Here is a 14,524-nt window from a genome sequence, read left to right on the forward strand (position 1 = left end):
GGGCGGAAAAGCGCATGGACGGTCCGATTTGTCAAGGCTTGGGCCGCATCGAGTAGCACTTTGGCGCGGTTTATTCGGAAGCCCAATGCAAGGCAACTGCGGCAGTTTAGCCTTCACTTCTTTATTGATGAAACCTGCAGTCAACTTTAAAGATGACGCCATTGTTGTTGCCGGAGCGCCAGATGCCCCTACTCACCCGCCGCAATCTGCTGAAGGCGTCCGCCATCGCCGGCGCTTATGGCGCCGGCATGGCTGTCGCCGGCAAGTTCGGCTTTGCCGGCTCGGCGCCCGAACCGCAGGTGCTGAGGGCGGTGAAGACCGAGGCTTCGCTGACCGCTGCCGGGCCGACGAGGGGTGTGATGACCTGGGGTGACGGTGGTCCACCGCCGGTGCTGCGCATGACCCGTGGCAGGCCCTATGCCGCGCGCCTGACCAATGCTCTAGACGAACCTACGACGATCCACTGGCATGGCCTGCGCATCGACAACAGGATGGACGGCGTGCCCTTCATGACGCAGCCCTACGTCTATACCGGCGACAGCTTCGACTACACCTTCACGCCGCCGGATGCCGGCACCTTCTGGTACCATCCGCATTGCAACACGCTCACACAGATAGGGCGCGGCATGGCCGGCGCGATCGTCGTCGAGGATCCGGCCGATCCGGCGTTCGATGCAGAGATCGTGCTCAACCTGCGCGACTGGCGGCTCGGCGGAGACGGGCAGTTCATTGCGCCCTTCCGTCCGCGCGACGCGGCAAAGACCGGCACCTACGGAACAGTGCGCACCGCGAACTGGCAGCAGGAGCCGCAATATGATGCGCCGGCCGGCGGCCTTGTCCGCCTGCGCGTCGCCGTGACAGATGTCACCCGCGTCTTCTCGCTGCGGATGGAGGGCGCCGAGGCGACGGTGATCGCCATCGACGGCAATCCCGTGCCGCGGCGCTTTCCGCTTGACCTGCTCCAGATCGGCCCCGGGCAGCGGCTGGATCTTGCCGTCAGGATGCCGGACAGCGAGGGCGCTGTAGCGATCCTGGAGGATATTCGGGGGACTGCGCCGAAAACAATCGCCAGCCTGCGCGCCGTCGGACAGTCTCTGAAACGCGATGCGGGCGACCTTGCCCCACTTGCCGCCAATCCGGTCCCGCACGCCGATCTGTCCTCCGCCGAGAAGATCCCGCTGGTGCTCAGCGCCACGGCGGAAAACGCATCCACCGACAGCATATGCGGCACGCTGGGCTACACTTTCTGGGCGATCAACAGGGTGCCATGGCCGGGCGACATTGCCGGTGCGGCCGCTCCGATTGCCGAGCTGAAGCTCGGCAAGAGCTACGTCTTCCAGCTCGAGAACGTGACGCCGCACCTACATCCGATCCATCTGCACGGCATGAGCTTTACCGTTATTTCGTCCTCGACGCGACAGGTGATGCCGCTCGTTTCCGACACCTATCTCGTCCAACCCGACGAGAAGGTCCAGCTCGCCTTCGTCGCCGACAATCCGGGCGACTGGGTGCTGCATTGTCATATCATCGAGCATCAGAAAACGGGCATGACGAGCTATGTGCGGGTTGTTTAAGGTGGGGCGATAGCCCCTTCATCCGCCTGCCGGCACCTTCTCCCCGTAAACGGGGCGAAGGATATGCCGGCAACCTCTCCGCCCTTCTGGGCCATTGGCGAGGCAAGTCCCCTCGCCCCGCTTGCAGGGAGAGGGCGAGGGGCATCTTCGGGCATGACGAAACCTCTCTTTTACGTTGCATACAGCTTTCCGCCATAGTTGCATCACCTTTAGCGGTAAGTCGTGCACTGAGAGGCCTCCCGCTATGAGCGGTATCGAAATCTTCTCGTTCATTGTTCTGCCTGCGATGGTCGCTGCCGGAGGCTGGATTGCCATACTCGCCAACGAACGCAGCAATTGTAGTAAGCATCGTATCAATCCCGGCGAATAACCCGCCAGCCATGCCGCCACAGGCGCCTTCAACGTATTGACATATCGAACGTAAAGGAGAAGGAAGGTTAACCGATCTTTTTCCTTGCGAATGAATTGACATGATAGAAACAACCGCCGAATTGGCGGCCGCCTGCAAAGAGCTGGCCAAGTCCGACTTCCTTACAATCGACACTGAATTTCTGCGTGAGACGACATTCTGGCCGGAGCTCTGCCTGATACAGATGGCAAGCCCGACGACGGAAGTCATCATCGATCCGCTTGCCAAGGGCATTGACCTTGCGCCCTTCTTCGAGCTGATGGCCAATCCGAATGTGCTGAAGGTTTTCCATGCGGCGCGCCAGGACATCGAAATCATCTTCCATCGCGGCGGGCTGATCCCGCATCCGATCTTCGACACACAGGTCGCCGCCATGGTCTGCAGCTTCGGCGACAGCGTATCTTACGACCAGCTCATCAGCCGGACAAAGGGCGTGCAGATTGACAAATCCTCGCGCTTCACCGACTGGAGCCGGAGACCGCTTTCCGAAAAGCAGCTCGATTATGCGTTGGCGGACGTTACGCATCTGCGCGACGCCTATCTCTATCTCAAGGCTGAGCTGGAGCGCGAAGGCCGCTCGTCCTGGCTTTCCGAGGAGATGGATATTCTCGAATCGCGCGAGACCTACGACATGCATCCGGACGATGCCTGGCAGCGTTTGAAGATGCGACTGCGCAAACCGCAGGAACTCGCGATCCTCAAATATGTCGCGGCCTGGCGCGAGCGCGAAGCGCGCTCCCGCAATGTGCCGCGTTCGCGCGTATTGAAGGACGATGCGATCTATGAGATTGCCCAGCAGCAACCGAAGGACGCCGAAGCGCTGAGCCGCCTTCGTACGGTTCCAAAGGGCTGGGAGCGTTCGACTGCCGGCACCATGGTTCTCGAAGCTGTCAATACTGCCCTTGCCCTGCCGAAGGCCGACATGCCGCATGTGCCGCGCCAGACGCAGGCGCCGGAGGGTGCTGCAGCCGCGGTCGAACTGCTCAAGGTGCTGCTGAAGCTGATTTCGGAAAAACACGGCGTTGCGCCGAAGGTCATCGCCAACAGCGAAGATCTCGACAGGATCGCGGCGGAAGGCGAAAAGGCGGAGGTCGCCGCACTCAACGGCTGGCGCCGCGAACTGTTCGGCACGCCCGCGCTGCAGCTCATCAAGGGCGAGATTGCGCTTCGCTTCGCCGGCAAGAAAGTCGATACCGTTTCGCTTTGACGGCCGGCGCTCTTCCGTCGATTGGCAAAATCGCTTGACCGAGGCGCCTTGCGTGGAAGAATGCGCACGGGCGCCAAAACAGGTCGGACATCATGAAAGAGATTTCTCCAGCGCAAAACTGGCTTCTCTTAACGGCCGTGATGGCTGCGAGCGGCATCGCCTACGGCATGGTCGCCTATCCCGGGGAACCGCTCATCATCAGCGCGGTCTTCGCGATCTGCATCGGCATGCCGATTTTGGCCTTCGAGCGGAGAGCCTTCCTGCGCCCACTCTACCGGCGGCTCCAGAAACTTCCGACGGCGGCGTTCATCATTTCAGCTTTGCTGATCTACGAAACTCTCATGAACATCGGCTATGCGCTGGCCGCCTCGCTCCTTTCGGCGGTCGGGCTGATCAAGCCCGAGTCGCTCATGAACATCCTGGTAATGCCGTTCAATGTCTTCATGTATGCGCTGGGCGTCTGCGCCATCATCATCTTCGTGCTGCGCGTGCGCGAACTGCTCGGGCGCGACGTTTTTCTCAGCATGTTTTCCGGCCGCTACCGCAACCCCGTCCAGGAGGAACGCATCTTCCTCTTCATTGACCTCGTCGATTCGACCCCTTTTGCCGAGAGACATGGCGATCTTCGAGCACAGCAATTGCTGAATTCGCTGTTTGCCGCCTTTGCCGAACCGGTGCGGCGAAACAGGGGGATGATCGACGATTATGTCGGCGATTCCGCCATCATTACCTGGCCGCTCGCGCGCGGGCTGAAGGACGGCCGCTGTGTTCGCTGCGTCTTCGACATCCTGAACGATATCGAAGCCGATGCGGAAAGTTGGCTGAAACAATATGGACAGGTGCCCCGCCTGCGCGCAGCACTTCACGGCGGCTTCGTCATCACAGCGGAAATCGGCGTTGATCACCACAAGATCACCTATTTCGGCGACACGGTGAATACGACCTCCAGGCTTGAATCCCTCTGTAAGTCGCTGAACCGGCCGGTGCTGATCTCGAGCGAGCTTGCCCAACGCCTGACGCTGCCTGAAACGATCAGTGCGCAGGACCTCGGCGTTCATGCGCTCAAGGGCCGGGGCCAGGGGCTGGGCGTCATGGCGCTGGCGCAAGCCCTGCCCGCATCGGCAGCGTCACCAAAGCTTCATTCAACCTTCAATTAGACGCCATCAATGGACTGCTAAGCGAAACCGCCATTTCATTTTCTGGAGGTTTCCATGAAGGCTTCGCTTTTCACTTCCGTCTCCCTTTTCTTCCTCATTGCCGCCTCCGCTTCCGCCGGTGAGCAGGCTTTTCCGGCCAAGCTCGCCGGCCAGGCAATCCTGCCTGCCAACACGCTGGTTCCGGCGCCTGCGGACGCGCCAGAATTCCTCAAGCACTCCGGCAAGTTCACAACGGCGGACCGCAAGCGCACCGAGACACTCGGCACCGTTCCGGGCAAGGACGGCCAACGCGTCACCGACATCAAGCTACCGCTCGACGGCCAGCCTATCCAGGGCTTCTCCGGCATCAAGACGATGGAAGACGGCACATTCTGGACGCTTTCCGACAACGGCTTCGGTTCCAAGGGCAACTCCAGCGACGCCATGCTCTTCCTGCACCAGATGAAATTCGATTGGGAGAACGGCAAGGCCGACGTCGTCAGGAACGTCTTCCTCTCCGATCCGAACAAGATTGCACCCTTCCCGATCACCCTCGAAGGTGCCGAGAAGCGCTATCTGACCGGCGCGGATTTCGACATCGAATCCATCCAGCCGGTCGCCGACGGCTTCTGGCTCGGCGACGAATTCGGTCCCTATCTTTTGAAGGTCGATGGCGAAGGCCGGTTGACCGATGTGATCGCCACCACGGTCGACGGTAAGCCGGTGACGTCACCGGACAATGCGCTGCTCTCGGTCCCGGCAAACCCGGCCGCAAAGATGCCGGCCTTCAATCTGAAGCGCTCCGGCGGCTTCGAAGGCCTTGCCATGTCGAAGGACGGGACGAAGCTCTACGGCCTTCTGGAAGGCGCGCTCTACCAGGATGACGGCAAGATGGAATCGGTCGACGGCCACACCGCCATCCGCATCGTCGAGTTCGACGTCGCCTCCAAGAACTGGACGGGCCGCAGCTGGTTCTATCCATTCGAAGACAAGGGTGCCGCGATCGGCGACTTCAACATGCTGGACGACACGACGGCCCTCGTCATCGAGCGCGACAACGGCGCTGGCACGAAGGACAAGGCCTGCTCCGATCCCAAGCAGCCGAAGCCGGACTGCTTCCAAGCTCCGGCGGAATTCAAGCGCATCTACAAGATCGAATTCAACGACGCTAATGCCGGCAAGGCCGTGCGCAAAATCGGCTACATCGACCTGATGCGCATCGAGGACCCGAACAACAAGAAGAAACAGGGCGGTGGCGAAGGCTTCTACGACATGCCCTTCGTGACGATCGAGAACGTCGACCGCGTCGATGCCACGCATATCGTCGTCAGCAACGACAACAACCTCCCCTTCTCCGCCGGCCGCGCCGTCGACAAGGCAGACGACAACGAGTTCAGCCTACTGGAAGTGGGTGGTTTCCTGAACGCGAAGTAAATCGAATCCTGAACGACAATGGGCGCGCCCGGTAAAAGCCGGGCGCTTTTTTGCTTATGATGCGAGTGACGCCCGCAATACGCCGATGACACCCTGGGATCTATGAGATTAAGCAGCCTTAGCCGATACTATGCCGTCGAGTTTTTTTATGGCATCGGCCGGCAAGACGAGGTCGGCGACAGCCAGATTTTCCCTGAGGTGGATGCGTGATGAGGTACCAGGGATAAGCAGGATGTTCGGCGCGCGTTGCAATAGCCAAGCAAGAGCAACCTGCATCGGCGTTGCGCCAAGGCGCGTCGCAACATCTGAAAGCGTGGATGACTGTAATGGCGAAAAGCCGCCGAGCGGGAAGAAGGGCACGTAAGCGGTGCCCTCCGCCGCGAGCTGGTCGATCAACGGATCATCCTCGCGATGGACAAGGTTGTACTGGTTCTGAACACCGACGATGCTGGTGATCTTTCGCCCGTCGGCAACTTGTTTGGCGGTCACGTTGGACAGGCCAATGTGCTTGACAAGGCCTTGTCGCTGAAGATCGGCGAGAACGGTCAGCGGTTCCTCAAGGGATCCTTCCGCCGGACCGTGAGCATCGAACATGGCACGCAGATTGACCACCTCGATCACATCGAGGCCGAGATTGTTCAGGTTATCATGGATCGCCTGCGTCAGCGCTTCTTTTGAGAAGGCCGAATTCCAGGACGCATCCGCGCCTCGCGCTGCCCCTATTTTGGTGACGATCGCAAGATCGTTCTTGTATGGGTGCAACGCCTCCTTGATGATCTGGTTGGTGACATGCGGACCGTAGAAATCGCTCGTGTCGATATGGTTGACGCCACTTTCGACTGCTTCGCGCAATACGGCTATTGCCTCCGCGCGATTTTTCGGCGGACCGAAGACGCCCTTTCCAGCAAGTTGCATGGCACCGTACCCGAGCCGCTTCACGATGCGGTCACCAAGGGTGAATGTGCCCGACTTTTCGAGATTGAACATGATCTACCTCCGTTTCAAGACAGACTAGAGATAGACCAGGCTGGTTCTCGCGATAACTGGAGACAATCCGCACGGGCTGTTCGAATTTTCGGACAATGGAAGCATCGGGCAAGGAGCAAGGCGGCATGCTGACTGCTGCGATGCCCGGCCGTCGTCGCCCGCACCATACAGCAACGCCTCTATTCGAAAACGAAGGCTAGGCGCTTATTGGTCAGTTTCGAGAGCTGCTGCAGGCGGCCGTCGAGGCGTTCTCCGGCGAAGTCATGATATTCCGACGGCACGACAAATTCGAGGTCGATGTCCGGATTGGAGGACTTGCGGAACGTCAGGTTCTTCACCAGTCCCGGCATAGAGGCGGAGAAGAGATAGACGACACGCAGCATGCCGCCGAGAAGCTTGGCGCGCTCGACATATTGTGGGCCTGCGATAGCGGCAAGCGGTGCCGTCGAGCCGTCGTCGTGCAGGCCTTCGAAGCGGTAGTAATTGGCGAGCGCGATGAAGGCCCGGCCGGGGTGGCTAATGCCGACGAAGGAGGAATGGGCAATCAGGTTCAGCGCCTGCAGGCCGCGATAGTCCGGATGCGCACGCCAGCTGATGTCGGCGAGCAGGCACGCCGCCTGGCGGTAGCGCGCCTCCTCTTCCGTTTCAGTGATGCCAAAATACGGCATCATATAACCCGTCCATTCCGCAAGCTCGCGCGCATGCTCGGGAGAACGGGCGCGCAGGATCGCAAGCTCGCCGGCCGCCGAAAGCAGCGGATCGGCGCGGCGCTCGCCGTCGGATAACAGCGAATAGAGATAGCCTTCGCGGACGCCCTGAGCGGAGAAGGAAATGACGGCGGGCTTCATTGCGCTCAACACTTCCTGCATCGCAACGGCACCGAAGGGCAGCAGCGCGCGGCGATGCTTCGAGACCGCCTGGAACGCCGGATCCTTCGACTCCCTGGCCACTTCCACCTGGTCGAGAAACTGCATCATCGCCTCGAGCGAGACCTCGTAGCCCTGCATCATGTGAAGCGGATACTGGGTGAGTTCCATGTGCAGCTTGGCGACATTACGCCAAGTGCCGCCAACCGCGTAAAAGGTTCGCCCTGCGCCCTTTTCCAGGATTTTCGTAGCGCTTCGAACATGCTTGCGCGCGAACGTGCGGGCCCTCGCAAGAGACCCCCCGGCATATTCCGAAAGGCGCAAGCCGCCGAGCGGCAGGGTGATCCCCTTACCAATCTCGCGTTCCTTGATGTCGATGAGTTCCAGCGACCCGCCACCGAGGTCGCCGGCAATGCCATCCGGATGGAAAAAGCCGCTGATGATGCCGAGCGCGGAAAACTTCGCCTCCTCCTCGCCGGAAAGCACGCGGACCTTCCGCTGGAGGATCGTCTCGGCCTTGTGGATGAAATCAGGCCCGTTGGAGGCTTCGCGCGCCGCAGCCGTCGCCAGAACATACATGGTCGCAGCGCGCGCCTGGTCCGACAAAGCCTTGAAGCGATGCAGGGCGGCCAGCGCGCGGGCGACGCTTTCCTCATCCATCCTGCCGGTCAGCGCAATGCCCTTGCCGAGGCCGCAGAGCACCTTTTCGTTGAAAAGGATTGCCGGCGATCGGGACATGCCTTCGTAGATGACCACTCGGATCGAATTCGAGCCGATATCGACGACGGAGACCGGGGCAATCCCTGGCAGGCGCCCCTGGGCTTCTGATTCAACCATGCAGGTCCAGTTTTATCTCTTGGTCCGGCCGGAAAGCAGGCCGGCAATCAGCTTTGGCGCGCTGGATTTCAGGGCTTCACCGCGGCCGGAGAGGCTGGGGTTGGTCATGAAATACTGCTGCGCATTGAACGGCTCTTCGCCTTTGCGCACTTCCATGCGCCGAGACGTGCCGTCGGGCAATATCTCGTAGCTCTGCTGATTGTCAATGATATTGCCCAGCATGATCTGGGACAAAACCTGCTCGTGCACAGTCGGATTGGTGAGCGGCACAAGCGTTTCGACACGGCGGTCGAGGTTTCTGGGCATCATGTCGGCCGAGCCGATATAGACGAGCGCCTTATCGGAAGGAAGCCCGTGGCCATTGCCGAAGCAGAAGATGCGGCTGTGCTCCAGGAAGCGCCCGACAATCGACTTGACGCGAATATTGTCGGAGAGACCCGGCACCTGCGGGCGCAGGCAGCAGATGCCGCGAATGACAAGATCGATGTCCACGCCGGCCCGGCTTGCCGTATAGAGCGCATCGATGATTTCCGGGTCGACGAGCGAGTTCATCTTCATCCAGATCGCTGCCGGCGCGCCGTTCTTGGCGTGTTTGATCTCCTCATCGATATGACGGAGGATGCGCGAGCGCAACGTGTAAGGCGAGACGGCGAGCTTCATACTCTGCTCCGGTTCGCCATAGCCGGTGATGAAGTTGAAAATGTTCGCCATGTCATGAGCGATCACCGGATTGCAGGTGAAGAACGACAGGTCGGTGTAAATCTTCGCGGTGATCGGATGGTAATTGCCAGTGCCGAGATGGCAGTAGCTGCGGAGCCTGCCTTCCTCGCGGCGAACGACGAGCGACATTTTGGAGTGCGTCTTCAACTCGATGAAGCCGAAAACCACCTGAACGCCGGCGCGCTCGAGGTCGCGTGCCCAGCGGATGTTCGCCTCTTCGTCGAAGCGGGCCTTGAGCTCGACCAGAGCGGTCACCGACTTGCCCGCTTCGGCAGCATCGATGAGAGCGCGGACAATGGGGCTGTCATTTGAGGTGCGGTAAAGCGTCTGCTTTATCGCCAGAACGTCAGGATCGTGCGCAGCCTGGAGAAGAAACTGGACGACCACGTCGAACGATTCGTAAGGATGGTGGACCACCATGTCCTTTTCGCGGATGGCGGCGAAGCAGTCTCCGGCATGCTCGCGAACGCGTTCGGGAAATCGCGCATTGTAGGGCTGAAATCGAAGATCGTCGCGCGGCGCCTTGGTGATCTCGGAGAGCGTGTTGAGCGCCAGCAGGCCCGGCAGAACCGCCACGCGATTATCCGGAACGTTCAGCGCCTGCACGACGAATTGGCGGAGCGAGGCAGGCATCTCGGAATCCGTCTCGATGCGGATCACCTTGCCGCGGCGGCGGCGCTTCAGCGCGGTTTCAAAGAAGCGCACGAGGTCTTCTGCTTCTTCCTCCACTTCGATATCGCTATCGCGGATAAGACGGAACGTACCGGAACCCTGCACCTCATAGCCTGGATAGAGCCGATGGATGAAGATGTTCGCGACATCCTCGAGCGTGATGTAGCGGATTGTTGCGCCGTCATCCGGCAGGCGCACGAAGCGGTCCAGCGCCGGCGGCAGGCGCAGCAGCGCCGTCATCGGCTCGCGGCCATGCTTGCTGGTGAGCTGGAGGCCGATCGAAAAGCCGAGGTTCGGAATGAAGGGGAACGGGTGGGCCGGGTCGATCGACAGCGGCGTCAACACCGGAAAGATCGCCTGCTCGAACTCTGCCGCCAGCCACTGCCGGTCGGCGTCGCTGAGGGCGCCGGGGCGCACGAAAAGAATGTCTTCCTTGGCAAGATATTGCTGCAGGACGGCGAGCGAGGCCTGCTGCTCCATCTGCAGATTGTCAATCTCCCGCAGGATGGCATCGAGCTGTTCGGCGGGCGTCTTGCCGTCCGGCGTGCGGATTACGATGTTCTGGCGCACCTGGCCTTCGAGGCCTGCAACGCGCACCATGAAGAACTCGTCAAGGTTGGCAGCGGAAATCGACAGGAAACGTACACGCTCAAGCAGCGGGTGCTCGGTATTCAGCGTTTCCTCGAGAACGCGGCGGTTGAACTGCAGCCAGGAGAATTCGCGGTTGATGAAGCGTTCGGGACTTGCAAGGAGATCCTCAAGCGGCGAGACAGGGGCCGGTGTTGCCGGAATGACTTCCTGATGCTCTAGCGCTGCATTGTCCATGGTCCCGATCACCCCGTTTTCCTCGCCCATGCGCAGTATATCAGTTTCACGACGGAACTGTGACAGTCAATCAAGGGGCGCCGAATTACCCAATTCATTCAATACTTCGGCGGCTAGAGACCGGGTGATCTTCGTGCCCCGGGCAAGGGCCAGGCGGTCGAGCCGTTCGACGATCGTCTGGGCCGCGTTGAGCGACCGCTCCATCCGGTTCACGATATAAAGCACGAGTTTGTCATCTATATTAAGCTGCCGGTCGGAGAAGAGCTTGACGATGACCTGCGACAGGAGTTCCTCGTCGGGCTCGCCGATTTCGACAACGGTCGCCGCCTTGAGCCTCGAGCGCAGATCGGGAAGCTCCACCGGCCACGACATCGGCCAGAGGCGGCTCGTCATCAACAGGCTGTTGCCGTTTTCGCGCACGCTGTTGATGACGTGAAAGAGCTCGGTGTCGTCGAAGCCGTGACGATCGACATCCTCGAAAAGCACTGGGCCGTTTGCCGCGGCGACGGCAGCATCCGATCCCCTCTTCGGATGGATGCCGACGGCACCGGTATGCTCTTTCCAGATGCTTGCGAGATGCGACTTTCCGGAACCGACAGGGCCGGCCAGAATGACGACTGGCGACGGCCATTGCGGCCAGGCGTCGATGATGGTCACGGCGGCGCTCAGCCGGTCGGAGACCAGCAGATCGTCACGGCCGTTTGCCGCATCATGGGAAAAGACCAGCGGGAGCTGTTCCCCCGCCTTGCGCTTCACGTCGTTCATTTGGAATCGGCTTTTGTCTTCCGGGTGTCGGCAAGTTGCGAACGGCCCGCGTAAAGATCGCTTTGAAGGTAGCGCGAGAGCGCAAACCGGACAAGGACACCGACGACGGCGGCGGCCGGAACGGCAACGAGCAGGCCGACGAAGCCGAAGAGCGCGCCGAATGCAAAGAGCGCGAACATCAACCAGACCGGGTGAAGTCCGACGCTATGGCCGACGAGTTTCGGCTGCAGGATATTGCCTTCCAGGAACTGGCCGCTAAAAAAGACAACGAGGACCGCGCCGACCCAGAGATAATCCGGCCAGAACTGAACGAGCGCAACGCCGACCGCAAGGACTAGCCCGACGAGCGAGCCGACATAGGGGATGAAGCTGATCATGCCGGCGAAGAGGCCGATGAGCAGGCCGAAGTTCAAGCCGACGAGCGACAGGCCGACGGCGTAGAAGATTCCGAGGATCAGGCAGAGGGAGCCCTGCCCGCGAATGAAGCCGGCGATCGCCTGATCGATCTCGCCGGCTATCTGGCGAACGTCGCTCACATAGTCGCGCGGGATCCACTGATCAACCTTGGAAACCATGCGGTCCCAATCGAGCAGGATGTAGAAGGCAACGACCGGCGTCACGACCAGCAGCGAGATGAGGTCGACGATCGCCTTGCCGGAATTCCAGATCTGGGCGAAGAGACCGGTCAGGAAACCCATGCCTTCCGACAATATGCCGGAGAAATTGTCCTTGATCGTACCGAGCTGGCTCCTGATCCAGCCGGGCAGCAGCGAGTCCTGTAAGTTGGTGATGAAGGCCTGCAATTGGCCGATATAGCCGGGCAGCCGCTGGGCGAAATCGTTGAACTGATTGATCAGGACCGGAATGAGGATCATCAGCGCCAGCGCGAAGACGATGACGAAGGCGATGAGGATGACGATCGTCGCCATCAGGCGGCTGAGCCCCAGACGCTGTAGACGGTCGGCCACGGGATCGAGGAAATAAGCGATCGCCATGCCGGCGACGAAGGGCAGCAGGATCGAGCTGAAGATGTAGAGAAAGACAATGAAGAAGACGAGCACGCCCAGCCAGAAGAAGACCTGCCGTTTGAGACTTGCGCCGCTGACCTGATGTGGCATCGCTTTCCCCGTTCGTCCGCCCGTGACGCAATCGTTTCGCGCCGCTACTCGAAGCACATAGGATGCAGGCCGGAATATGGTCAAGTCTGCGGCGGAAAATCCAACTCTCCTGTATGGAAAGAGCGGGAAATTGGGGCTTTTCTCCGTGCGCCGCCTTGCATAAAGCGCACTCTCATGCAATTGCGACCCGCATGTGACAGCGGTTTATTTACCGCCCCCGAACCTGCATCGGAGATCAGCATGAGCCAGTCTGGAAAAAACGGCCTGACCTATAGCGACGCAGGCGTCGATATCGATGCCGGCAATCTTCTGGTTGAAAAGATCAAGCCTGCCGTACGCTCGACGCGGCGGCCCGGCGCCGACGGCGAAATCGGCGGCTTCGGCGGCCTGTTCGACCTGAAGGCTGCCGGCTTTACCGATCCGGTTCTCGTTGCCGCCAATGATGGCGTCGGCACCAAGCTGAAGATCGCGATCGACGCGGACTACCACGAAACGGTCGGCATCGACCTTGTCGCCATGTGCGTCAACGACCTCGTCGTCCAAGGCGCTGAACCGCTTTTCTTCCTCGATTATTTCGCGACTGGCAAGCTCGACCCGGACCAGGGTGCGGCGATCGTCGGCGGCATTGCGGCCGGCTGCCGTGAGGCGGGCTGCGCGCTGATCGGCGGCGAGACAGCGGAAATGCCCGGCATGTATTCTTCCGGCGATTACGATCTCGCGGGCTTTGCGGTGGGTGCTGCCGAACGCGGCCAGCTTCTTCCTTCTGGTGATATCGCCGAAGGCGACGTCATCCTCGGCCTTGCTTCCTCCGGCGTCCACTCGAACGGCTTTTCGCTGGTACGCAAGATCGTCGAGCTTTCGGGTCTCGCCTGGGATGCGCCCGCACCTTTCGCCGAAGGCAAGGCGCTCGGCGAGGCGATGCTGACGCCGACCCGTATCTATGTGAAGCCGCTTCTGAAGGCGATCCGCGAAACCGGCGCCATCAAGGCGCTGGCGCACATCACCGGCGGCGGATTCCCCGAGAACATTCCGCGCGTGCTGCCGAAGCATCTCGCCGCCGAGATCGATCTTGCCGCCGTCAAGGTTCCGCCGGTGTTCTCCTGGCTTGCCAAAACGGGGGGCGTCGAGGCGACGGAAATGCTCCGGACCTTCAATTGTGGCATCGGCATGATCGCCGTTGTCTCGGCTGAAAATGCCGCTGCAGTGACCGCCGCCCTGGAATCGGAAGACGAAAAGATCATCACGCTCGGCCGCATGATCGCCCGCGCAGAAGGTGCTCCGGGGACGGTTTACAAGGGCACGCTCGCTCTATGACCATGCCGCGCAAACGCGTCGTCGTCTTCATTTCCGGCGGCGGTTCCAACATGATGGCGCTCGTTGCGGCAGCGAAAGCTCCGGACTTTCCCGCTGAGATTGTCGGCGTGATTTCCGACAAGGCGGATGCTGGTGGCCTTGAGAAGGCCGCTGCGGAAGGCATTTCCACGTTTGCTTTCGTCCGCAAGGACTATACCAGCAAAGAGGCCCACGAGGCGGCGATCTTCGAAGCGCTCGACCGGCTTTCGCCGGATATCCTCTGCCTTGCGGGCTACATGCGGCTTTTGAGCGCGACATTCATCCAGCGTTACGAAGGCCGAATGATCAATATCCACCCTTCTCTTCTGCCGCTTTTTCCGGGGCTGCGCACGCATCAACGCGCCATCGACGCCGGCATGCGGATCACAGGCTGCACCGTGCATTTCGTCACCGAAGGCATGGACGAAGGTCCGGCGATCGGACAGGCCGCAGTGCCCATCCTTTCCGGCGATACAGCCGATACGCTCGCCGCGCGCGTCCTCACGGTCGAGCATCAGCTCTATCCGCAGGCGCTGCGGCTCTTTGCCGAAGGCACGGTGAAGATGGAAGGCGGCAAGGCGGTTAGCACGGGTGTGTCCGCTCAGCCGAACTCCAATCACATCATCTCCCTGATCGCCTGAC

11 protein-coding genes are annotated in these 14,524 nt (G+C 60.6%); 6 read left to right on the forward strand and 5 right to left on the reverse strand.

What is annotated here, in order from left to right; genetic code table 11:
• Positions 1–182: 182 nt before the first annotated feature.
• The 4 genes from ACZ9BX_RS08845 (at position 183) to ACZ9BX_RS08860 (ending at position 5,760) form a co-directional block, all read left to right on the forward strand.
• Positions 183–1,574, forward strand: coding sequence for a multicopper oxidase family protein (locus ACZ9BX_RS08845; protein ID WP_476217205.1), 1,392 nt, complete (start codon positions 183–185; stop codon positions 1,572–1,574).
• Positions 1,575–2,044: 470 nt separating this feature from the next.
• Positions 2,045–3,190: a ribonuclease D gene (gene rnd, locus ACZ9BX_RS08850; protein ID WP_476217207.1), complete on the forward strand. Its 1,146-nt coding sequence runs from the start codon at positions 2,045–2,047 to the stop codon at positions 3,188–3,190.
• Between the two features lie 92 nt (positions 3,191–3,282).
• Positions 3,283–4,347 carry an adenylate/guanylate cyclase domain-containing protein gene (locus tag ACZ9BX_RS08855; RefSeq protein ID WP_132568392.1) on the forward strand — a complete coding sequence of 355 codons (1,065 nt, stop codon included), beginning with the start codon at positions 3,283–3,285 and terminating at the stop codon, positions 4,345–4,347.
• A 54-nt stretch (positions 4,348–4,401) separates the two neighbouring features.
• Positions 4,402–5,760 carry an esterase-like activity of phytase family protein gene (locus tag ACZ9BX_RS08860; protein ID WP_476217209.1) on the forward strand — a complete coding sequence of 453 codons (1,359 nt, stop codon included), beginning with the start codon at positions 4,402–4,404 and terminating at the stop codon, positions 5,758–5,760.
• 108 nt (positions 5,761–5,868) lie between these two features.
• Here ACZ9BX_RS08860 and ACZ9BX_RS08865 read toward each other — a convergent pair whose 3' ends face one another.
• The 5 genes from ACZ9BX_RS08865 to ACZ9BX_RS08885 all read right to left on the reverse strand — a co-directional run bounded on the left by ACZ9BX_RS08865 (position 5,869) and on the right by ACZ9BX_RS08885 (position 12,550).
• Positions 5,869–6,747: an aldo/keto reductase family oxidoreductase gene (locus ACZ9BX_RS08865; protein ID WP_476217211.1), complete on the reverse strand. Its 879-nt coding sequence runs from the start codon at positions 6,745–6,747 to the stop codon at positions 5,869–5,871.
• A 179-nt stretch (positions 6,748–6,926) separates the two neighbouring features.
• A complete protein-coding gene (ppx, locus tag ACZ9BX_RS08870; RefSeq protein WP_476217213.1) occupies positions 6,927–8,450 on the reverse strand; it encodes an exopolyphosphatase in 1,524 nt (507 codons plus the stop codon).
• 12 nt (positions 8,451–8,462) lie between these two features.
• On the reverse strand, positions 8,463–10,667 hold the full coding sequence (locus ACZ9BX_RS08875; protein ID WP_476219935.1) for an RNA degradosome polyphosphate kinase: 2,205 nt from the start codon (positions 10,665–10,667) through the stop codon (positions 8,463–8,465).
• A 66-nt stretch (positions 10,668–10,733) separates the two neighbouring features.
• Positions 10,734–11,432, reverse strand: coding sequence for a DnaA regulatory inactivator HdaA (gene hdaA, locus ACZ9BX_RS08880; RefSeq protein WP_027508620.1), 699 nt, complete (start codon positions 11,430–11,432; stop codon positions 10,734–10,736).
• A complete protein-coding gene (locus ACZ9BX_RS08885; protein ID WP_476217214.1) occupies positions 11,429–12,550 on the reverse strand; it encodes an AI-2E family transporter in 1,122 nt (373 codons plus the stop codon). The genes hdaA and ACZ9BX_RS08885 overlap by 4 nt, the downstream gene beginning before the upstream one ends.
• Before the next feature lie 240 nt (positions 12,551–12,790).
• Here ACZ9BX_RS08885 and purM point away from each other — a divergent pair, with 240 nt between their 5' ends.
• Together purM and purN are read left to right on the forward strand one after the other, a co-directional pair.
• Positions 12,791–13,864, forward strand: a complete 1,074-nt coding sequence (gene purM / locus ACZ9BX_RS08890; protein ID WP_476217216.1) for a phosphoribosylformylglycinamidine cyclo-ligase — start codon at positions 12,791–12,793, stop codon at positions 13,862–13,864.
• Positions 13,861–14,523, forward strand: a complete 663-nt coding sequence (gene purN, locus ACZ9BX_RS08895) for a phosphoribosylglycinamide formyltransferase (RefSeq protein ID WP_476217218.1) — start codon at positions 13,861–13,863, stop codon at positions 14,521–14,523. Before purM ends, purN begins: the two co-directional genes overlap by 4 nt.
• Position 14,524: the final 1 nt, after the last annotated feature.

The organism is Rhizobium sp. USDA 3886, assembly GCF_056279785.1.

Bases quoted from the DNA above. Each gene is read 5' to 3' on its own strand.
- ACZ9BX_RS08845 (WP_476217205.1), top strand. From the start codon at position 183: ATGCCCCTACTCACCCGCCGCAATCTGCTGAAGGCGTCCGCCATCGCC.
- rnd (WP_476217207.1), top strand. From the start codon at position 2,045: ATGATAGAAACAACCGCCGAATTGGCGGCCGCCTGCAAAGAGCTGGCC.
- ACZ9BX_RS08855 (WP_132568392.1), top strand. From the start codon at position 3,283: ATGAAAGAGATTTCTCCAGCGCAAAACTGGCTTCTCTTAACGGCCGTG.
- ACZ9BX_RS08860 (WP_476217209.1), top strand. From the start codon at position 4,402: ATGAAGGCTTCGCTTTTCACTTCCGTCTCCCTTTTCTTCCTCATTGCC.
- ACZ9BX_RS08865 (WP_476217211.1), bottom strand. From the start codon at position 6,747: ATGTTCAATCTCGAAAAGTCGGGCACATTCACCCTTGGTGACCGCATC.
- ppx (WP_476217213.1), bottom strand. From the start codon at position 8,450: ATGGTTGAATCAGAAGCCCAGGGGCGCCTGCCAGGGATTGCCCCGGTC.
- ACZ9BX_RS08875 (WP_476219935.1), bottom strand. From the start codon at position 10,667: ATGGACAATGCAGCGCTAGAGCATCAGGAAGTCATTCCGGCAACACCG.
- hdaA (WP_027508620.1), bottom strand. From the start codon at position 11,432: ATGAACGACGTGAAGCGCAAGGCGGGGGAACAGCTCCCGCTGGTCTTT.
- ACZ9BX_RS08885 (WP_476217214.1), bottom strand. From the start codon at position 12,550: ATGCCACATCAGGTCAGCGGCGCAAGTCTCAAACGGCAGGTCTTCTTC.
- purM (WP_476217216.1), top strand. From the start codon at position 12,791: ATGAGCCAGTCTGGAAAAAACGGCCTGACCTATAGCGACGCAGGCGTC.
- purN (WP_476217218.1), top strand. From the start codon at position 13,861: ATGACCATGCCGCGCAAACGCGTCGTCGTCTTCATTTCCGGCGGCGGT.